This is a genomic window from Candidatus Acidiferrales bacterium (genome assembly GCA_036514995.1).
GTDB lineage: Bacteria > Acidobacteriota > Terriglobia > Acidiferrales > DATBWB01 > DATBWB01.
This window is the reverse complement of the sequence record DATBWB010000219.1, coordinates 24,423-44,100: the sequence shown is the minus strand read 5'-3', so window position 1 is coordinate 44,100 and position 19,678 is coordinate 24,423. Positions and strand designations below refer to the sequence as shown.

At 59.7% G+C, this 19,678-nt stretch carries 17 protein-coding genes and 1 tRNA gene; 15 read left to right on the top strand and 3 right to left on the bottom strand.

Features of this window, described 5'->3' with window-relative positions:
- Window positions 1–6: 6 nt before the first annotated feature.
- From VIH17_14105 to coaD, 3 genes are read right to left on the bottom strand one after another with little or no spacing between them, the layout of a single operon-like run.
- Window positions 7–1,062, bottom strand: coding sequence for a type I phosphomannose isomerase catalytic subunit (locus VIH17_14105; GenBank protein ID HEY4684368.1), 1,056 nt, complete (start codon window positions 1,060–1,062; stop codon window positions 7–9).
- Between the two features lie 3 nt (window positions 1,063–1,065).
- Entirely contained in the window at window positions 1,066–2,247 is a 1,182-nt protein-coding gene (locus VIH17_14100; protein HEY4684367.1) for a pyridoxal phosphate-dependent aminotransferase, read from the bottom strand.
- Window positions 2,248–2,252: 5 nt separating this feature from the next.
- Window positions 2,253–2,756 carry a pantetheine-phosphate adenylyltransferase gene (coaD, locus tag VIH17_14095; GenBank protein ID HEY4684366.1) on the bottom strand — a complete coding sequence of 168 codons (504 nt, stop codon included), beginning with the start codon at window positions 2,754–2,756 and terminating at the stop codon, window positions 2,253–2,255.
- 330 nt (window positions 2,757–3,086) lie between these two features.
- Between coaD and VIH17_14090 the strand changes: the two genes are divergently transcribed.
- From VIH17_14090 to VIH17_14020, 15 genes are all read left to right on the top strand, one after another.
- Window positions 3,087–4,052: an HD domain-containing phosphohydrolase gene (locus tag VIH17_14090; GenBank protein ID HEY4684365.1), complete on the top strand. Its 966-nt coding sequence runs from the start codon at window positions 3,087–3,089 to the stop codon at window positions 4,050–4,052.
- A gap of 203 nt (window positions 4,053–4,255) precedes the next feature.
- Window positions 4,256–4,702 carry an Rrf2 family transcriptional regulator gene (locus VIH17_14085; protein ID HEY4684364.1) on the top strand — a complete coding sequence of 149 codons (447 nt, stop codon included), beginning with the start codon at window positions 4,256–4,258 and terminating at the stop codon, window positions 4,700–4,702.
- Window positions 4,703–4,712: 10 nt separating this feature from the next.
- Complete coding sequence (locus VIH17_14080; protein HEY4684363.1) at window positions 4,713–5,930, top strand: IscS subfamily cysteine desulfurase; 1,218 nt, start codon at window positions 4,713–4,715, stop codon at window positions 5,928–5,930.
- Between the two features lie 62 nt (window positions 5,931–5,992).
- Window positions 5,993–6,436: a Fe-S cluster assembly scaffold IscU gene (gene iscU / locus VIH17_14075; GenBank protein ID HEY4684362.1), complete on the top strand. Its 444-nt coding sequence runs from the start codon at window positions 5,993–5,995 to the stop codon at window positions 6,434–6,436.
- 51 nt (window positions 6,437–6,487) lie between these two features.
- Complete coding sequence (locus tag VIH17_14070) at window positions 6,488–6,817, top strand: iron-sulfur cluster assembly accessory protein (protein HEY4684361.1); 330 nt, start codon at window positions 6,488–6,490, stop codon at window positions 6,815–6,817.
- 218 nt (window positions 6,818–7,035) lie between these two features.
- Window positions 7,036–7,740 carry a Fe-S protein assembly co-chaperone HscB gene (gene hscB, locus VIH17_14065; GenBank protein HEY4684360.1) on the top strand — a complete coding sequence of 235 codons (705 nt, stop codon included), beginning with the start codon at window positions 7,036–7,038 and terminating at the stop codon, window positions 7,738–7,740.
- 8 nt (window positions 7,741–7,748) lie between these two features.
- Window positions 7,749–9,638: a molecular chaperone DnaK gene (gene dnaK, locus VIH17_14060; protein HEY4684359.1), complete on the top strand. Its 1,890-nt coding sequence runs from the start codon at window positions 7,749–7,751 to the stop codon at window positions 9,636–9,638.
- A gap of 40 nt (window positions 9,639–9,678) precedes the next feature.
- Window positions 9,679–10,065: a 2Fe-2S iron-sulfur cluster-binding protein gene (locus VIH17_14055; GenBank protein ID HEY4684358.1), complete on the top strand. Its 387-nt coding sequence runs from the start codon at window positions 9,679–9,681 to the stop codon at window positions 10,063–10,065.
- A gap of 61 nt (window positions 10,066–10,126) precedes the next feature.
- Window positions 10,127–10,348, top strand: a complete 222-nt coding sequence (gene iscX / locus VIH17_14050; protein ID HEY4684357.1) for a Fe-S cluster assembly protein IscX — start codon at window positions 10,127–10,129, stop codon at window positions 10,346–10,348.
- A 166-nt stretch (window positions 10,349–10,514) separates the two neighbouring features.
- Window positions 10,515–10,589 (top strand) — tRNA-Glu (locus tag VIH17_14045).
- 375 nt (window positions 10,590–10,964) lie between these two features.
- Window positions 10,965–11,378, top strand: coding sequence for an ACT domain-containing protein (locus VIH17_14040; GenBank protein ID HEY4684356.1), 414 nt, complete (start codon window positions 10,965–10,967; stop codon window positions 11,376–11,378).
- A gap of 652 nt (window positions 11,379–12,030) precedes the next feature.
- Window positions 12,031–14,010, top strand: a complete 1,980-nt coding sequence (locus VIH17_14035) for a 2-oxoacid:acceptor oxidoreductase subunit alpha (GenBank protein HEY4684355.1) — start codon at window positions 12,031–12,033, stop codon at window positions 14,008–14,010.
- Between the two features lie 18 nt (window positions 14,011–14,028).
- Window positions 14,029–14,910: a thiamine pyrophosphate-dependent enzyme gene (locus VIH17_14030; GenBank protein HEY4684354.1), complete on the top strand. Its 882-nt coding sequence runs from the start codon at window positions 14,029–14,031 to the stop codon at window positions 14,908–14,910.
- 527 nt (window positions 14,911–15,437) lie between these two features.
- The gene (locus VIH17_14025; protein HEY4684353.1) at window positions 15,438–19,058 is read left to right on the top strand and encodes a 2-oxoacid:acceptor oxidoreductase family protein; all 3,621 of its coding nucleotides are present in this window, start codon (window positions 15,438–15,440) and stop codon (window positions 19,056–19,058) included.
- 195 nt (window positions 19,059–19,253) lie between these two features.
- Window positions 19,254–19,652 carry a hypothetical protein gene (locus VIH17_14020; protein HEY4684352.1) on the top strand — a complete coding sequence of 133 codons (399 nt, stop codon included), beginning with the start codon at window positions 19,254–19,256 and terminating at the stop codon, window positions 19,650–19,652.
- The last annotated feature ends 26 nt before the right edge of the window (window positions 19,653–19,678 follow it).

The following is a 19,678-nucleotide window of genomic DNA, read 5'->3' as shown; positions in this document are numbered from 1 at the left end:
CGCGCGCTAGGCAAACGTGATCCGGGACCAGTCGGCTTCTGTCGCGCCACGTTCGCGCAGCGGCTCGACCCAGTCGCGGGCCAGGTCCGGGACAAGCGCCCGGAGCAGCTTGCTGCCGCAGGCCGGCTGGAGCCGAAAGTAGCCAAGGCTGGCCGGGATGAGCCAGACCTCGCCCCGGCGATATTCGAACGCGCTTGCCCCGTGCTCGATCCTCCCCTCCCCTTCGAGGAAGATGAGCAACTCAAAGCGACGCGTCCGGGTCACTCCGCCGACGGGTTGGTCAAACTCCCAGCTTTCCACGGCAAAGTAGCGACAGGCCGCCAGAAATGTTTCCCCGAGATGCTTGCGCGAAAAAACGATGGGGTTGAGCCGTCCCCCGCACCCGCCTGCCACGGCGGCCCAGCGGATGACGGCGAGCGCCTTCTCGACGTGAAGCTCGCGCGGCTTGCCCCGGTTATCGAGTCGCTCGAAATCATAGAGCCGGTAGGTGAGATCCGAATATTCCTCGATTTCACAAATCGTCATGTCTGGCCCGATGGAATGCACCGTGCCCGGGGGAATAAAGAAGGCGTCGCCCGCCCGCACCGGGATGCGATGCAAGCACTCTTCCGCCGCTCCGGAAGCGATCGCCGCCCGAAGTGCCGGCCCGTCCACGCCGGGCTTGAGCCCCAGAAGGATCTCAGCGCCCGGGGCAGCTTCCACGATGTACCACATCTCCGTCTTGCCGGGCTGGTTCTCTTTTCGGCGGGCATAGTCATCGTCCGGGTGGACCTGAATGGAAAGTTTTTCGCGGGGAAAGAGGAACTTGGCGAGAAGCGGGAAGTGGTTCCCCCGCGGGACGTCAGCCCCAAGGATTTCGTTGGGGATGCTCCGCCAAACCTCGCCCAGCGTCTTGCCCGCCCAGGGGCCATTTTCAAACGTGGCCCCTTCCCCGGTCAGCCACAGTTCGCCGATGGGCTGCGGCAAGTTCACCATCCCGGGAAACAGCGGCGCAAGATTCCGCCTCCCCCACAGACGCGCATCCATGGAAGGTTTCAGTCGCAGTGGAATGAGCTGGTTCACATTTCAAGAGGCGGCCAGCCGGGCAAAGAAGCGCTCCAAGCGGCGCAAACCTTCCTCAATCCGCTCCATCGAGGTGGCGTACGATAGGCGAAGGTAGCCGGGGGTGCCGAAGGCTTCGCCCGGCACCACCGCAATGTGTTCTTGCTCCAGCAGGGCGCGGGCAACGGTGAGTGTGTCGCCGATGCCGTCATGTTTCAAGAAGGCTTTCACGTTCGGATAGACGTAGAAAGCCCCTTGCGGGGTGACGCATTTCACGCCCTGAATCAGCCGCAGGCCTTGCAGGATGCGTCGCCGGCGCCGGGAGTATTCGGCAAGCATTTTCACAACCGATTCCTGTGGCCCCAGCAACGCCTCCGCCGCCGCCCGCTGGGCAATCGAGGTGGGGTTCGAAGTGCAGTGGCTCTGGATGGTCAGCATGGCATGGATCAGTCGTTCCGGCGCCAGCGCATACCCGATCCGCCAGCCCGTCATCGCATAGGTCTTGGAGAGTGAACCGATAATCACCGTATGGGATTTCGCTCGCTCAACGGCGGCGATGGAAAAGGGCTGGCCTTCATAAACAAAGTGAGAGTAGCACTCGTCAGAAATCAGCAATATGTCCCGCTGCCGGCAAAGTTCCAGGATCCTTTCAAATTCTTTCGGGTCCACAACGGCGCCGGAAGGGTTGTTGGGGGAATTGACGATGACCAGCCGGGTGCGTGGCGTCAAAGCTTTCTCGACGGCATCGGCGCGAAGCTGGAAGGAGTCTATTTCGTGCGTCTCGACCGGGACAACCTTGCCGCCGGCAAACTTGATGATGTCCGGAAAGCTGACCCAATAGGGAACCGGCAGGATGACTTCGTCGCCCGGGTTCACCAGGGCGGCGACGGCGTTGAAAATGGCGTGCTTGCCCCCGACACAGACCAGCGCTTCTTGGGTGCGGTAGTCGGTCCCAAAATCAGCCGCGTGGCGGTCGCAGATGGCCTGGCGCAGCTCGGCGATGCCGCCGGTGGCGGTGTATTTGGTGAAGTTATCGTGGATGGCGCGGATAGCCGCTTGCTTGACGTTGTCCGGAGTGGGGAAGTCGGGTTCGCCCGCGCCAAAATCCACCACGTCCACTCCCCGCGCTTTGTATCTCTCCGCCTCCATCAAGACGGCGAGCGTGGGGGAAAGAGCAATCCGTTGCAAGCGTTCGGCGAGTTGCATGGGCGCTATCGCGGCACCTTGTGACGCAGTCGTTCCTCGACGATCGGCGGCACCAACCCCTTGATGGAGCCGCCTAGTTGAAAGATCTCCCGCACCAGCCGCGAGCTCAGATAGCTGTAAGCCTCGGCCGGCATCATGAATACCGTCTCTAACTGGGGTTCCAGCTTGCGGTTCATTAAGGCCATTTGTAGTTCGTATTCGTAATCGGAAATAGCCCGTATGCCGCGCAGGATCACCTGCGCGCCGCGACGGGTGGCGTAATCCACCAGCAGCCCGTCAAAGGTGTCCACTTCCACGTTGGAAAGATGTTTGGTTACCTCGCGCAGCATCATCTCGCGCTCGGGAATGGTAAAAAGCGGGCCTTTGTCAGGATTCCGAAGGAGCGCGACGATCAGACGATCAAAGATTTTGGCGCCCCGCTCGATCAAGTCCAGGTGCCCGTTGGTGATCGGGTCAAAAGACCCGGGATAAATGGCCACCCTTGGTTTTATCGTTTCCCCGGCTGCCATGGCTGCGGGCACATTCTAACCCAGAAGGCCCGCCCTGCTGGAGACGGATTTTTTCTCCTGACCGCCCCTTCTGCCCCGCGGGAACGATCCCGCTAGGCCCGCAAGCCGGACCCATAAAGGGCCGAGAGCAGCCGGGGTGGCGTCGCATCCGCTTTCCTGTAGTACCAGAAGGGCTTAGTACGTTCGTACGGGAAGTATTTGTGACGGGCAGTCTATTGCGTGGCTTCGAAGCCGGGGTTTAGAGTGTTGGCAGCGTGGGGACTGGTGGCGCACGCGGAACGCCGGATTGACCCGGAACGGCGCTCGAAGGCGCTCTTTTGAGAGAGGAACATGAGCGAGAGATTGATCAAGAAACTTCTCGACACAAACAAGGAACTGCTGCTGATCTTCTCGATCTTGGCTTTCGCGGCGGTGGTGAATTTCTTTGTCTCTTCGCAAAGGCTGCTGCTCTCTTTTTACAATTTGCCGACGTTGTTTGCAGCCTACTATTTTGGCCGCAAGCGAGCGGTTCAAACCGCCATCGCCTCCATTCTGACTGTGATTTGGGTGGCCCTCGGTAATCCGATCGTTTTTGCCGCTGGGAAAATCCAGCTCGCTCATCGAACCCTGGACGTCTATCTGGATTTGGTGACCTGGGGCTCGTTTTTGGTGGTCACCGCCTATGCCACCGGAACGCTCTACGAGCGCAAAGAACAGCATTTTCATGAGCTGCGACAAACCTACGAGGGCATCCTGCTCATCCTCAGCCACTTCATGGCCAATGACAAGTACACCCAAAACCACGCCTATCGTGTCTCCGTCTTCTCCTCCAAGATCGCGGGCCACATGGGTCTGAAGGAAGAACAGATTGAAGACGTGCGGGCGGCAGCGCTGCTGCACGACCTCGGAAAATTGGACATCAGCCGCGACATTCTCTACAAGGCGGCTCGGCTCAGCGAAAGCGAATACAAAGAGATGCGCTCTCACGTGGTTCAGGGCGTCAACCTCCTGAAGCCGATCGGCGGTTCGCTCAAGCGCGTCATCCCCATTGTTTTGGCCCACCACGACAAGTTCGATGGCACCGGCTACAATCCGCTCCAGGGAGAACAGATCCCCATCGAAGCCCGCATCTTGTCCGTGGCCGATGTCTATGATTCCCTCACCACCGATCGCCCTTACCGCAAGGCGATCTCGCCCTTCGAGGTGCGGGAGATGATCGTGCAGGGCTCAGGCAAGGATTTTGACCCCAAGGTGGTGGCCGCTTTCGAACGAGCCCTTCGCAACAACGAGTTTGAAATCCCGGAATTTCTGGTCTGAGATGACTGCCACTCAACCCGGCTAGAATGCGGCCCAAAAGCAAATAACCCCTTTCGACTCGCCATTCTTGACAAATACCCGAATTTAACGGTCTTATATTGGGGCAGATAGGCTCTATCCTGTTGGATTGTAGTAACTTAATGCTCTTGACAGAATCGTGAAAAAGTCTTAGTATGAATATGCGACAAATTTAGTCGCATATTATGCTGAAACTTACAAAGAAAGCAGACTACGGATTGATTGCGGTGAAGCACTTGGCTATGAGAGGCCAGGCAGCTTCCTGCAGCGCCACCGACATTGCCGAGTCTTACGGGATCCCGGCGCAATTAATGGCGAAGGTGCTGCAAAAGCTGACCAAGCGGGGCTTGCTGGTTTCGCGGCACGGTTCGAACGGCGGTTACGCGCTTGCCCGGGCGGCCGCGGACATTACCGCCCTTGAGGTGATCAGTGCGATTGACGGACCACTCTATATCACCTCGTGCGTGACGACCCACGGCGACTGCTACCAAACGCCGCGCTGCACGGTGCGGGAGCCGCTACGCAAGGTCAACGACAGCATTCTGCAAGTTTTGGGTACGATCCGGATTTCAGAACTGGCCGCTGAAGGGACGCCCCGGCTGGCCACAGAATCGGTGACGATTCGAACTTAAGGAGCAGGCGATGGCCATCAAGCTTCCGATCTACATGGACAATCACGCCACGACACCGGTGGATCCGCGGGTGGTGGAGGCGATGCTGCCTTTTTACAACGAAAAGTTTGGCAATGCCGCCAGCCGGAATCATGCCTTCGGCTGGGAGGCAGAGAAGGCGGTCGAGGACGCGCGAGCGACCATTGCCCGCCTGATCAATGCCTCGTCAAAAGAGATTATCTTCACGTCCGGCGCAACCGAGTCAGACAACCTGGCCATCAAAGGGGTCGCCGAGATGTATCGCGAGAAAGGCGACCACCTGATCACCTGCGTCATCGAGCACAAGGCGGTGCTCGACACCTGCAAGCGTTTGGAGAAATACGGCTTCAAGGTGACCTACCTGCCCGTGGCTGGTGACGGCCTGATTGATCTGGACGAACTCAAGCGCGCCATCACACCCAAAACAATTCTCGTCACCATCATGGCGGCCAACAACGAGATTGGCGTGGTCCAGCCGGTCGAGGAGATCGGAAAGATTACTCGTGAGCGAGGTGTCTTGTTCCACACCGACGGCGTGCAGGCGGTCGGCAAGATCCCGATGGATGTCCAGAAAATGAACATTGACCTGATGTCGCTGACCGGGCACAAGATTTACGGACCGAAGGGCATCGGGGCCCTTTACGTTCGCCGCAAGAATCCGCGAGTGCAGGTTGCTCCGATCATTGATGGCGGCGGGCATGAGCGTGGCATGCGTTCCGGCACGTTGAACGTGCCCTCGATCGTCGGTTTCGGCAAAGCCTGCGAGCTTTGCGAAAAGGAGATGGGCGACGAAGCCGCCCGGCTGGGCCGGCTGCGCGACCGCCTGAAGGACAGAATCTTCTCGCAGCTTGATGAAGTCTATGTCAATGGCTCTTTGACGCACCGCCTGCCCCACAACATGAACATCAGCTTCGCCTACGTCGAGGGTGAATCGCTCCTGATGGGTATCAATGACGTCGCGGTCAGCTCGGGTTCGGCCTGTACCTCAGCCACCCTCGAGCCGAGCTACGTGCTGAAGGCATTGGGGGTGGGCGAAGACCTGGCCCACACCTCGATTCGCTTCGGCCTGGGCCGGTTCAATACCGAGGAAGAGGTGGATTACGTTACGGCTCGCGTTGTCGAGACGGTGAATCGCCTGCGCGAACTCTCCCCGCTCTACGAGATGGCAAAAGAGGGCGTGGATCTGAAGAAGATGCAGTGGACGGCGTAATCGAAAGCGCCGGAACGAATTTTGGAAGTTGGTCTGCGAGTTGAAACACAACGGAGGTTCGGATGGCTTATTCCAACAAAGTGATCGACCACTACAACAATCCCCGCAACGTCGGCAGCATGCCCAAAGAAGATCCTGACGTGGGCACGGGGCTGGTCGGCGCGCCGGAGTGCGGCGACGTGATGAAGTTGCAGCTCAAGGTCAACCCGGAGACGACGGTCATTGAAGACGCCAAGTTCAAGACCTTCGGCTGCGGGTCGGCGATCGCCAGCTCATCGCTCGCCACCGAGTGGGTGAAGGGCAAGACGGTGGAGGATGCGCTCAAGATCAAGAATACCGAGATCGTCAAAGAGCTTTCGCTCCCACCCGTCAAAATCCACTGCTCGGTGCTGGCCGAAGACGCTATCAAGGCTGCCGTCCGCGACTGGAAGAAGAAACGGGGGGAAGAGGTTCCCACAGCCCACGCTGCCATTCCGGCCTCGACGGCGAGCCCCTCGCAGAGCTAAACTTTTCGCTGCGCCCATTCATCGTTGCCCTTCCGGCAACGCGGGAGTCTGATGATCACGGTTACTGAAAAAGCGGCGAAGAGGATCCGCGAACTGCTCCAAAAGGAAGGCATCCCGATCGAAGCCGGTGGGTTGCGCCTGGGCGTGCAGGGCGGCGGCTGCTCCGGTCTCACCTACGCGATGAGAATCGACAAGCAGTCCAGGCCGAGCGACAAGGTGTTCGTCCAGGATGGCATGCGCGTGTTCGTGGATCCCAAGAGCTACCTCTATCTCGCAGGTACCGTCCTCGATTTCAAAGAAGACTTGATGCAGCAGGGCTTTGTTTTCGAAAACCCGAATGCGTCGAAGACCTGCGGTTGTGGCACTTCCTTTTCGGCGTAGTCCCAAATCGTCGGACGGTCGGGGTGGGAAACGGCGCCAGAGGGGAGGAGCGGCCGGCCATCGCCCCGCCCCAGCGGCGGAGCCAAATCTCGAATGGACTTGGAGCGGTTGGCTGCGTCCCGAACGCTCGGGACAGGAAGCGCCAACCATTTTTTGTGTGTGGAGGCGTCGGTAACCGGGCAAAGGTTGAAGTCGGACTCGGACCGCGGACCGTTTCGATGAGCAAGGACCAACCCAAGCCGACCACCCTCACCCCGGAAGGCGCGGTGCTTCTTTGTTGGAGTTGCCAGGCGCCGGTCGGGGGTGACCCCTTTTGTCGTTCCTGCATGAAGATCCAGCCGCCGGCACAGGAGGATTACTTCCTGGCGCTCGGACTGGATCGAAAGCTGGCGCTGGCCGCCGGCGATCTCGAAACGCGCTTTCACGAAATGAGCTGGAAGCTGCACCCCGACAATTTTCACAAGGCGTCAGCGCTGGAGCGAACGCTTTCCTTGAAGCAATCTTCGATTTTGAACGATGCCTATCGCACCTTGCGCCACCCGGTGGCCCGGACGGAATATCTGCTCCGCATCGAAGGCGCTCGCCGGGAGGGAGCCAAGAAACAACAAGCTCCGCAGGATCTGCTGGAAGAAGTCTTTGCCTTGAACGAGTTCCTCGATGAGATGCGCATGGAAAAGAGAGCGGGCCACGCCGTGCCGGAGGAGTTGGCCGGGCGCCTCAAAGAAGCGAAGAAAAATTTTGAAGCGAAATTAAAAAAGGTGGACGACGAGTTGACCGCAACGTTCGGGAATTGGGATGCCCTGCCCACCGGCGCTGCGGCCGAGGCAAAAAAGCCGGTGCTGGATCGCTTGAATGCGATCTTGAACCGCCGCTCCTATATTCGCAATCTGCTCGAGGATGTGCAGGAAGTCATGGAGGTCTGAGCACGTTCATGGGGAAAGTGGTCGGAATCGATCTTGGCACAACCTTCAGCCTGGTGGCCTATACGGAGTTCGGCCAGCCGAATTGCATCCAGGGGCCGGCGGGGACGACACTGTGTCCCTCCGTCGTTTCGCTCGATGAGGACGGCCAGGTTGTGGTCGGCGAGCTGGCGCGCCAGCGGCTGCTGACCCATCCGGAGCGCACCATCTATTCCGTCAAGCGCCTGATGGGCCGCGGCGTGGAAGATGTCCGCGAGGAATTGAAGATTTTTCCGTTCCGGATCGACGAGAAAAGCAAGAACGTGATTCGCGTCCGGCTCGGCGGTGGCGCCGAACACCGATCCAATCGGGGCGAGCGCGTTTTTACCCCGCCGGAGATTTCTGCCTTCATCCTCCGCGAGTTGAAAAGCTGGGCGGAAACGTTCTTCGGCGAGGAAGTGGATCGGGCGGTGATCACCGTGCCCGCCTACTTCAATGACTCCCAGCGCCAGGCCACCAAGGATGCGGGCACGCTTGCCGGGCTTGAGGTGCTTCGCTTGGTCAATGAACCGACCGCCGCCTCGCTTGCCTACGGGCTCGACAAACGGCGGAACGGCAGGATCGCGGTGTACGACTTCGGCGGCGGGACGTTTGATATTTCCATTCTCAAGCTCAAGGACGGCATTTTCGAGGTGCAATCCACCAATGGCGATACCCATCTCGGTGGCGATGACATTGACAATTTGCTGGTGGAGTATTTGGTCGAAAAGCTCAATGCCTGTTTTGAAGACAGGCAGCCTCTCGATGCGCTGGTCAGGCAGCATCTGAGAAAGCAAGCGATCCAGATCAAGCATGAACTCAGCGTGAAGGAAACGGTTGCCGTTCACCTGGCGACGTGGGACCTGCCTCAAGGGAATCACGGATCGGGGGCCGATAAGCTGCAGTTGTCCTTCGACCTCAGCCGGGCTGAGTTCGAGCAAATGGTGGAACCGATCATTGAGCGCACGCTGGGTCCGGCGCGATTGGCCCTGAAGGATGCCGGGCTAAAACCGGCGGAGATTGATGAAGTGGTCTTGGTCGGCGGCTCGACGCGGATGCCGTTGGTGCGGCGGCGCGTGGAGGAGTTGTTTGGCCGCAAGCCGCACTGCGAGTTGAACCCGGATGAGGTGGTGGCTCTCGGCGCCGCCGTTCAGGCAGACATCCTTGAAGGCGGCGTGAAGGACATGCTGCTGCTGGACGTGACGCCGCTCTCGCTCGGGATTGAGACCATGGGCGGCGCGGTGGCCAGGATCATCCCGCGCAATTCCACCATTCCTGCCAGCGCCAGCGAAATGTTCACGACGGCAGTGGAGGGGCAAACGAGCATTGACATCCACGTGCTCCAGGGCGAGCGGGAGATGGCCCGGGATTGCCGGTCGCTGGCCCGCTTTCAGTTGAAGCCGATCGCCCCGGCGCCGGCTGGACTGCCCCGGATCGAAGTGAAGTTTTTGATTGACGCCAACGGGATTTTGACGGTGGCGGCGGCTGATCTCCACACTGGCCGCGAGCAGAAGGTGGAAGTGAAGCCCTCGTACGGCCTGAGCGAAGCGGAGATCGAGCGCATGATTGAGGAGTCCTTCACCTTCGCCGAGCAGGATTTCAAGCAGCGCCAGTTGGTTGAGGCGCGCAATGAGGCGGAAGCGATCTTGAAAGCGACGGAAAAGTCGCTGGGCGACGAGTCGGCATCGCTGCTGGGCGCCGGGGAACGCGCCGCGATCGAGGCTTCCCTGGCGGAGTTGAAGGCGGTGACGACCGGCGAGGATTACAAGAAGATCCGCGAGGTGATTGACCAGCTCAACCAGGCCACCTATCACCTGGCCGAGATCTTGATGGACAGCGCCGTGCAAGCGACTTTGAAAGGGAAGAAGTTGAATGAAGTTTGAAGATTCTTCGGCGGGATCAGCCGTATAGTGGATTATGTCGGTGAAGATCACATTCTTGCCGCTCAACAAAACCGTTGAGGTGGACCTCGAAACGATGCCCTATCGGGAGCACGGCAAGCCGCATTCGTTCCTCGATATCGCCCTCAATAACGGGATTCACCTCGAGCACGCCTGCGGCGGGAATTGCGCCTGTACCACCTGTCACGTGGTGGTAAAGAAAGGCATGGAGCTGCTCAGCGAGGCGCAAGACGATGAACTGGACAAGCTCGACATGGCGGCTGACCTGCAACTCAATTCCCGGCTCGGCTGCCAGTCGGTCATCACCAGGAACGAAGGTGAGATCGTGATCGAGATTCCCGCCTGGAACCGGAACTACGTGAGTGAGGGCGGCGAGTCGTCCATGGTCACCGCCAAGAAAGAGGATTAGTCATCTCCGAGGCGTCGGGACTCCTGTCACTCGGGAGCTACTCGGCTGGGGGGAAAGCACCATGCCTGGCAACTTGACCTGGGATGACGCGGAAGACATCGCTCTGAAGTTGATCGAACTCCACTCGGACACCGATCCGATGACGCTTCGCTTCACCGACCTGCATAAGTGGGTGACGGAACTGCCCGACTTTGGCGACGACCCAAAGGGGTCAAACGAAGGGAAGCTCGAAGCCATCCAGATGGCCTGGTTCGAGGAATGGAAGGAGAAGCAAGAAGGCTAGAGTTCGAAACTCGAAACTCGAAACGCGAATCTGAAAGGTGTTAAGCGCTTAGAACTAAACGGGTTTCGAGTTTCGCTTTTCGAATTTTGATTTTCGAATTGTCCTGCCTTGTCAATTCAGCGGATTTCTTCTAATGTAATACAAATTGGATTCTCAGCAGCACCCTGGCGCCATGGTGCAATGGTTAGCACGGCAGTCTTTCAAGCTGCAAATGCGGGTTCAATTCCCGCTGGCGCTACCAATACCCGCAGCCCGGGATTGTCCTGACCCCGCCACGGCCGAGGAATAGCTTGCGCGGGGAACTCCCTACCGATGTACAATGCTGCCTGGAGTAGAGGAGCTGGGTTTCTCCGCCTGAGGCGGATCTCCCTTCACGTTGCCGCGGAACACTCGCATTCGTGTTCGATCCGCCCGGTGGCGACGCCCGTGGGCGAAAAGAGATTGAGCGCTGACGATCTCAAGGCGCATCGAGACTTCCCATTTTTCCCACACTCTTTCCGCTTGGTTCCCCTCTCTCAAAACTGTTGCGAAGCTGACTAAAGACTAACCTCGAAAAGGAATTTCGCAGGAACGCGGCGATGCGTTCCTGGAACATACGCGAAGGAGGTCACCCATCATGCCGACGTCCAAAGAATTCGCCATTCGCATGGAAGATCGGCCCGGCACTCTCGGAAAATTCTGCCGGGCGCTGGCCGACCGCGGAGTGAACATTCTGGCTTTCCAATCGGTCCCCTTTGAGGGAAAGAGCCTGGTCCGCCTCGTGGTGGATAATCCGGCGACGGCCAAAACGGTCATTGATAGCGAGCAACTGGCCTGTACAGAGACTGAAGTCGCGCAAGTCAAACTTCCACACCGGCCGGGCGAGTTGGCGCGAGCCGCTTCGCGACTCGGTGAAGCCAACATCAACATCAACTACGCCTACGTCGGGGTCGAGCCGGGGACGAATGCGCCGCTGTTGATTTTCGGCGTTGCGGAAGTCGCCCGGGCGGTGGCCATTTTGGAGCAAGCCACTGCTGCGGCGGCGATCTAGAGCCTGCACGCGGTCATCTCTTGTGGGCTGCCGCTTTCGCGGGCACCCCGCCGCGGGAGGGTCGTCGCGCCTTTGGCGGATAGTCCGCCCGAAGGGGGGGTGTTGGTCATTTCCGGCGCGAGAGGTCCGGCACGGCTTGAGGGGCTTGCCTTGTACGGAGTTCCTCCCGACCATGGGCCGGTCAATCCGCTCGAACAGCATTCGATGCGACAGCAGAGCGACAGAACACCTGTGAAGGAACTCCAGGTAGCCGCGAAACCCCCACGGCTTTGAACTTTCTTTTGACCTCGCTTTTGACCTTCCAGGGCCGGATGACCCCTGCGTAACCCCTCGCATAAAGTCGCTTGACAGCGGGCAACGTGCCGCGATTGAATAGATTGATTCAGCGCATCCTGAAGACCTTCATGAGGGGGCACAGATCAGGGGGTGGAGTGTATTTCTTTTTGGCGGCGCGACTCGTCGGAGCGCAGGCCTGCGGCTTTTTGGGCCCGGTGGTGAACTGACTTTCTGCGGTAGAAGGCTGCTCCGGCGGATGCTCGCCCCGACTCGTTCCCGGCTCGCGCATCCATAGGGGGGAAGGGTCATTTTTGTCCTACATTGATTCGTGTTTGGGGAGGTGGCCTTCCGGGGCCAGGCTGAGGGGGAAGGAGAAATGAAAGAAGTCACGATCGGAATTGGCGGTGCGGCCGGTGATGGTCTGGACAAGGCCGGGGATGCTCTGGCCAAGACCGCTGCTCGCCTCGGGCTCTACCTCTATGCCTATAACAGCTACCAGTCGGTGATTCGCGGCGGCCACATCTGGCTGCGCCTTCGCGTGGCTGAGGAGAAAGTCTATTCCCACGGCGACCACTTGAATGTGCTCATGGCTCTCAACCAGGATTCGATCGAGCGGCACGCGCGGGAGGTCGAACCCGGCGGAGCAGTGGTGTTCAACGCGGACAAACTCCATTGCGATGCGGTGTTGTTGCCCGACGGCGTCGTCCCGGTGCCGCTTCCGGTCACCGAATTGGCCAAGGCGGCCGGTAAACTCCAGCCCGTTATGCAAAACACGATCGCGCTCGGCGCTGTTCTCTTCCTCCTCGGCCTCGACTTTGAAATGGCCGGGGGAGTGCTCAGGGATACCTTCCTGTACAAGGGCGAGGCGATTGTAGATCAAAACGTGCGACTTGCCCGAGCCGGCTACGACTACGCCCGGCAGGCGTTTGTTCCGCTGGACTATTCCTGGAATTTTTCCCGCTCTCGCCGGCTGTTTGTCACCGGCAACGAAGCGATCAGCCTGGGCGCTGTCGCCGCCGGTTGCAAATTCTATTCCGCCTATCCCATGACGCCGGCCTCGGCGATTCTGCACTGGATGGCCAGCCACGGAGAGCGCTGCGGCGTGGTCGTCAAGCAATGCGAAGACGAGCTGGCGGTGGTCAACATGGCGGTCGGCGCCGGCCACGCCGGCGTGCGCGCCATGTGTGGCACCTCGGGCGGCGGTTTTGCTTTGATGACGGAAGCGATTGGCCAGGCGGGCATGATGGAAGTCCCGGTCGTGATTGTCGAGGTGCAACGCGGCGGGCCTTCCACGGGCATACCGACCAAGACCGAGCAGGGGGACCTGAACCAGGTTTTCGGCGCCTCTCAGGGCGACTATCCCCGCGTCATCCTTGCCCCCGCCGATGTGACCGATTCCTTCTGGACCACAGTCGAAGCTTTCAACCTGGCGGAAAAGTATCAGCTTCCGGTCATCATTATTTCGGATCTCCTCCTCTCGGAGCATCCGGAGACGGTTGAGGCGGACGCCTTCTCTCACGACGTCCCGATCGAGCGAGGCGAGCTGGTAACCGAATGGAAGGGCCAGGGCCCTTTCAAGAGGTATGCGTTCACGCCTTCGGGAATCTCGCCGCGAGCGCTGCCCGGAACCGAGGGCGCGGTTTACGTGGCGGCGACCGATGAACACGATGAGGAAGGCATCCTCATCAGCGACGTTTTCACCTCTCCGCCGGTGCGCCGCAAGATCATGGAGAAGCGCATGAAGAAGCTGGAAGCGCTTCGCAAAGAACTCGCGCCGCCGAAGCTCGAGGGGCCTCGGGAAGCTGAGGTCACGCTGATTGGCTGGGGCTCCACCCGAGGCGTCATCCGCGAAGCGGTCGCGCAGCTCGCAGCCGAGGGCATTCCCTCTAACCAGCTTCACTTCAAGGTTCTCTTTCCCTTCCATGCGGAAGAGGCACTGGCGATCTTGAAGACGTCGAAGCGCACGGTCTCGGTCGAAGCGAATCAAACCGGTCAATTCGCCCGTCACCTCCGGGCTGAGACTGGATTCACCGTGGACCACCAGATTCTCAAGTACGACGGGGAACCGTTTGAGCCGCAGCATATCGTCCACCAGGTCAAAGCGATCCTGGATGGCCGGGCGCGTTCGCTCGATGTAACGGCGGACGAGGCCCGGGAGATGGCCTACCACTACATTCGCTCCCATCTCGGTGAGGACGTGCGGCCGGGCCAGATTGCGCAAAGCGACGGTGATGGCCTGGCCGAGCCTGTCTGGCTTGTGGAAATCGTGAGCCGGGATGGCGGAGAGAAACGGGGCGAGCTGCGCATTGGCGTGGAAACGGGTTCGACCTATACCTGGCATCCGGCTGTTTCGTAACTGGGGGAGGAATTTCCAATGGCAACGGTGATTGAACTTCCGCTCGATGTTTTTCAAGGATTGGCGGAACCGGACTGGTGCCCCGGCTGCGGCGACTTTGGCGTCCTGAAAGCGGTGAAGATGGCCGCCAGCAAGCTGGGTATTCAGCCGAAGGATCTACTGCTCGTTTCCGGAATCGGCTGCTCCTCGAACCTGCCGGGATTCATGCACGCCTATGGCGTCCACAGCCTTCACGGGCGCGCGGTGGCCGTGGCCAGCGGAGCCAAGCTGGCCAATCACGACCTGAACGTGGTGATCACCGGGGGCGATGGCGACGGCTATGGCATCGGCATCGGCCACTTCATCCACGCCATGCGCCGCAACCTCGACCTGACCTACGTGGTCATGAACAATCAAATTTACGGCCTCACCACCGGCCAGGCTTCGCCCACCACCATGAAGACGATGCGGACCAAATCCACCCCGCGCGGCAACGTCGAGTTGCCCGTCAATCCCATTGCCTTAGCGCTGGTTTCCGGCGCTACCTATGTGGCGCGGGGCTTTTCCGGCGAGCCGAACCACATGGCCGATCTCATCGCCGGCGGCATCGCTCACCGCGGTTTTGCCCTGGTGGATGTCTTCAGTCCCTGCGTGACCTACAACAAGCTCAACACCTATCCCTGGTTCAAGCAGCGGGTGTACAAGCTGGAAGCCCTTCCCGCGTACGATCCCGCCGATGCCGAAAGCGCTTTGCAGAAATCTTTTGAGTGGGGCGACAAAATCCCGCTAGGACTTTTCTTCAAGGATGAGCAACCCACCTACGAAGATTCCGAGCCGGCGCTCAAGCAGGGTCCTCTCGTGCGCCAAAAGCTGGGTCTCGACCGGAAGCTGTTTGAGTCCCTGGTGGACGAATTGATCTAGTGATGTGTTCAAACGCTCGCGTGGGACACGCCCGCTCGCGCTTCATCTTCCTCATGACAAACAAGCTGATTCTGATCCTGTTGCCGTCTCGAAAAAAACCGGGTCGGTGCTGGCAAGATGCCCGCCGCGTGGTCGCTACGGTGGGGGTTGTGGTTGGTGGAAGAGCGCGAGCTTGCCCACCTCACATTCTTTGGCGATGCGCGGCCGCGCTGGCCCCGATGAATCGGGGCTGGCAGTTTCAAGTCGTTCCGTGCTCCCCTGCTCTCGGCTCTCGACAATCTGCCCCAAATTGTGTTTCGATATTCGACTTTCTGTCCCTGACCGACGGCTTGGCGGCTGGGTGGGACGGCCCAACAAATCGTCTGCCGGCTGCGTCAACTCACCCAAAGCCCTATCTGATGCAAACGCAATAGAATAGCCCGGCTTCTATCCAGAACATTTGTCAAGACTTAGCTTTGCATTCTAAGGGCTACGAGACGCCCCCGGCGGCATCCGGGGTGCAACAAGTTGTCCCTGAAGGAGTGTGTATGGGTTCATCAGAGACCAAGAGGTTCCCCTTCCCCGGCGGGCGAACTACTGCGGATGGTTCCGGGATGGTTGTCTGGGTGGAAAGCCATATTAGTCAAGGCGCCTGCGCCTACCCGATTACTCCGTCCACGCCGATGGGCGATGGCTATCAGGCCGAAGTGGCCAACGGCAAAAAGAATCTCTGGGGCGAGCAGCTCAAGTTTCTTGAGCCCGAATCCGAGCATAGCTCCGCCTCCGCCTGCGAAGGCTTTGCTGCCGCTGGCGGACGGGTGAGCAACTTCACTTCCGGCCAGGGCCTCATCCTCATGAAGGAAGTTCTCTACGTCATTGCGGGTAAACGACTGCCCGTAGTCTTTCATATTGGCGCGCGCGCTCTTACCTCGCATTCCTTGAACGTGCATTGCAGCCACGACGACATGATGGGCGTGGCCGATTGCGGCTGGGGCATGCTTTTTGCTCGCAATGCCCAGGAAGCGGGCGACTTTGCGCTGATTGCTCGCCGTGCTGCCGAGGATTCCGAGACGCCCTTCTTCAATGTTCAGGATGGCTTCCTCACCACTCATACGATTGAGTCGGTTCTCCAGCCTGAACCGGAGATGATGAAGCAGTATCTGGGCAAGCCGGAGGACAAACTGCGAAGAATTTTTGATCCGGAAACCGGCACGATGAGCGGCGTGGTTCAGAACCAGGACAGCTACATGAAAGGCAAGATCGCCCAGCGCTGGTTCTACGATCGGGTGCCGCAAGCGCTGGCCAATGCCTTTGAAGAGTTCTATTGCTTGACCGGCCGCCGCTACGATCCCGTCATGGGCTATCGGCTGGAAGATGCCGACTACGTCCTGGTGGGCATGGGCTCGATGATGGACACCGCTCGCGCCACCATTGACTACATGCGAGCGCACCTGGGGGCGAAAGTGGGTGTCCTGGCCGTTATCGCTTTTCGGCCATTCCCGGGCGCTCGGATCGTCGAAGCGCTCAAGGGAGCCCAAGCCATCTCGGTCATCGAGCGGATGGATGACCCTCTCGCGCAGTCGAATGCGCTTACCCGCGAAATCAAGGCTGCCTTCGCGGAAGCGATGAACAGCGTGCCGGGATATCCGAAGATCGATCGCATCCCCCAAATCTTTTCCGGAAGCGCCGGCATGGGCAGCCGGGACGTCCGCCCGGGCGATTTTGTCGGAGTTGTCCAAAACATGAGGAATCCGAACGGCCGGCGCTATTTTGCTCTGGGTATCAAGCATGAGCTGGCGCTCCCGCGGCTGGTCGACCCGGACGTGCGCCCGCGCGGCGCATTCTCCATGCGCGGCCACTCGGTGGGCGGCTACGGCTCGGTGACCACCAACAAGGTGATTGCCAGCCTCGCTTCCGACCTCTTCGGCCTCCACTGCCAGGCTTACCCGAAATACGGTTCGGAAAAGAAAGGCATCCCGACGACCTTTTACCTGACGCTGGCCGACGAGCCGGTGCTGACCCACTGCGAGTTGGTGGAAGTGGATTTCATCGCGCTCCAGGATAGCAACGCGCTTAAATCTTCGAACCCGCTCAACGGCCTCCGCGAGGGCGGAGCTATCTTCTTGCAACACGACCAGACGGACCCCGGCGTCATATGGGAGACGTTGCCGGGCTACGCCCAGGAAGTGGTGCGCAACAAACAGGCCAGGCTCTTTGCCCTCGATGCCTGGAAGATCGCCCGCGCCGTCTCTTCCCGCGCCGATCTTCAGGTTCGCATGCAAGGGATCATCTTGCTGGGTGCCTTCCTGCGGATTACTCCCTTCCAGACCAAGGCAGGCCTGAACGAAGAGCAGCTTTTCGCCGGCGTGCGGCGGTCGCTCGAGAAGTATTTTGGCCGGCGGGGCGCGCAGGTCGTGGAAGATAATCTGCTCGCTGTGAAACGCGGCTACAGCGAGCCCATTGAAGTCCTGCCGCCAGAAATGAAGCCCGAAGAGGTTGGCGCGGGAACCAGCCAAAAGCTCGGCGGCACATTCCGCGACGGCGGCTCGCCCCGTTTCCATGCGGAACGGGGCTCGCCCGTCAACCCCAACCCTGATTCGCCGGCGCCCGAAGATCACCTGGCGGTGCCCATCTTGAATACCGGCGAGTTCTACTGCCGGGTGCTCGACGCCTACAACCGCGGCATCGCCGAGGAAGAGTTGCCAGCCGACCTCGATGTCGCCCGCAGTTTGATCCCTCCCGCCACCGGCGCCCTGCGCGACTTCAGTTATTTGAGCCCGGAGATCCCTCGCCTGGATTCGAGCAAGTGCGTGGGCTGCATGGACTGCGTCACGCAATGTCCGGACACCGCCATCCTCGCCAGGGCAATCTATCCCGAGGAACTCGACCAACATCTCGCCCGGCTGGCCGATGAACCGCTCCGCAACCGGCTGCGCCAGCAGTTCGCCACCACCACGAAATACTTTGATACCTACCGGAAGAAGGGCCAAAAGGGCGGGCTCTTCGGCATCTTTGTCGATCCCACCAAGTGCAAAGGCTGCGCCGAATGCATCACCGCCTGCGGCGAACACGATGCCCTGAGCATGATTCGAAAAGATGACAAGGAACTGGAGTGGTTCAAGGCTGCTTTCCAGTTCTTCCGAAGCTTGCCGGACACCCCGAAGGCGCTGATCAACGAGAAAGCCCTCGGCGACATGATGCTGGCCGAGCGAAGCTTGCTCTTCGTCGGCGGCGCGGGTTCCTGCATGGGATGCGGCGAAGCCACCATCATCCGCATGATGCTCGCCGCCACCGGCTTCATCTACGGCCGGGATTCGATCGGCATTGTTGCCGCTACCGGCTGCAACACGGTCTATGGTTCGACCTATCCTTACAACCCCTTCCAGGTTGCCTGGACAAACTCGCTGTTTGAAAACGCGCCTCCCGTCGCCATGGGTATCCGCATGCGCTGGGACCAGATGGGTTGGGAGAAAAAGCGCATTTGGGCCTTTGGCGGCGATGGCGCCATGCTGGACATCGGCTTCCAGGGGCTCTCGCGCATGTTCATGTCCGGAATGGATATCAAGGTTCTGGTGCTGGATACGCAAGTCTATTCGAACACCGGCGGGCAAGCCTCCAGCTCCACCTACCTGGCGCAGAACGCCAAGATGAGCGCGGTTGGCACCACCATCATGGGAAAGACCGAACGGCGCAAGGAACTCTCTCAGATCGCCATGATGCATCCGGGCGTGTTCGTGGCCCAGACCAGCCCCGCTCTCCCCAACCACTTCTATCGGGCCGTTCTTGCGGCCAACGAATATCCCGGCCCCGCCGTCATCAATTGCTACGCCGCCTGCCAGCCGGAGCACGGCATCGGCGACGACATGGCTTACTCGCAAGCCAAGCTTGCCGTCGAGTCGCGCGCCTTCCCCGTGTTCCTTTATGACCCTCGCAAGGGCGAGAAAATTCGCGAGCGGCTTTCGCTGATGGGCAACCTGGCGCTCAAGGAAGATTGGTACAAACATCCCAAGACGGGCGAGCCGATTGATTTCGTCTGTTTTGCCCGGACAGAAGGACGTTTCGCCAAACACTTCGACGCGCAAGGCAACCCAAGCGAGGCGCTGAAGGCCGCGCAAGCCGATCGCCTTGCCAACTGGCACCTCTTGCAAGAGTTGGCTGGGCTCCGCTAGATAAAATCTCTCTCGTTCCGCACTGGGTCCCGAAGAAAAGCGTTCGGTACACAAGAGACGATCCTGCCGCCGGCGGTTGACATTCCCTCGGTTCGGACTACAATTTGCCCCCAGACTGGCGACCTCGGCTCTTTTCAACCTGGGAACAGAAGCGGTTTTGTCGGGCCATTTTGAGACCTCTCGAAGGAGTGAGCGATGAATTGGAAAAAATGGATTGTGGCGTTCATCGTGGCCGCGATCTTGGTCCAGGTATATGACTTTGTCGTTTTCGCGAAGTTGACGCGCGATGTGGAGCGTCGTAGCGGCCTTGCGTTTCGGCCGGACATCAGCCAGTGGAAAGTAATCTTCACTAGCGTCGTGGCGACGCTGCTCTTCATGCTGACATACGCGCTCTTTGGCAAGAGCCGAGGCTATCGGCTGGGCACGGGCTTGCTTTTCGGAGTTCTGATGGGCTTCATCCCCTGGATCGGAAACGTTTACAACCGGCTCTTGTTGGCCAATTTCACGCCCTCCCTCTATCTGGCATGGGCGGCAGGCTCGTGGGGAAGCTACGTGCTGACGGGGATTGTGTCTGGCCTTATGTACAAAGAATAGATTCGAGTGTCCGGGCTGCACACTTG

Bases quoted from the DNA above. Each gene is read 5' to 3' on its own strand.
- VIH17_14090 (HEY4684365.1), top strand. From the start codon at position 3,087: ATGAGCGAGAGATTGATCAAGAAACTTCTCGACACAAACAAGGAACTG.
- VIH17_14100 (HEY4684367.1), bottom strand. From the start codon at position 2,247: ATGCAACTCGCCGAACGCTTGCAACGGATTGCTCTTTCCCCCACGCTC.
- iscX (HEY4684357.1), top strand. From the start codon at position 10,127: ATGCCTGGCAACTTGACCTGGGATGACGCGGAAGACATCGCTCTGAAG.
- VIH17_14085 (HEY4684364.1), top strand. From the start codon at position 4,256: ATGCTGAAACTTACAAAGAAAGCAGACTACGGATTGATTGCGGTGAAG.
- iscU (HEY4684362.1), top strand. From the start codon at position 5,993: ATGGCTTATTCCAACAAAGTGATCGACCACTACAACAATCCCCGCAAC.
- VIH17_14020 (HEY4684352.1), top strand. From the start codon at position 19,254: ATGAATTGGAAAAAATGGATTGTGGCGTTCATCGTGGCCGCGATCTTG.
- coaD (HEY4684366.1), bottom strand. From the start codon at position 2,756: ATGGCAGCCGGGGAAACGATAAAACCAAGGGTGGCCATTTATCCCGGG.
- dnaK (HEY4684359.1), top strand. From the start codon at position 7,749: ATGGGGAAAGTGGTCGGAATCGATCTTGGCACAACCTTCAGCCTGGTG.
- VIH17_14080 (HEY4684363.1), top strand. From the start codon at position 4,713: ATGGCCATCAAGCTTCCGATCTACATGGACAATCACGCCACGACACCG.
- hscB (HEY4684360.1), top strand. From the start codon at position 7,036: ATGAGCAAGGACCAACCCAAGCCGACCACCCTCACCCCGGAAGGCGCG.
- VIH17_14035 (HEY4684355.1), top strand. From the start codon at position 12,031: ATGAAAGAAGTCACGATCGGAATTGGCGGTGCGGCCGGTGATGGTCTG.
- VIH17_14025 (HEY4684353.1), top strand. From the start codon at position 15,438: ATGGGTTCATCAGAGACCAAGAGGTTCCCCTTCCCCGGCGGGCGAACT.
- VIH17_14040 (HEY4684356.1), top strand. From the start codon at position 10,965: ATGCCGACGTCCAAAGAATTCGCCATTCGCATGGAAGATCGGCCCGGC.
- VIH17_14070 (HEY4684361.1), top strand. From the start codon at position 6,488: ATGATCACGGTTACTGAAAAAGCGGCGAAGAGGATCCGCGAACTGCTC.
- VIH17_14030 (HEY4684354.1), top strand. From the start codon at position 14,029: ATGGCAACGGTGATTGAACTTCCGCTCGATGTTTTTCAAGGATTGGCG.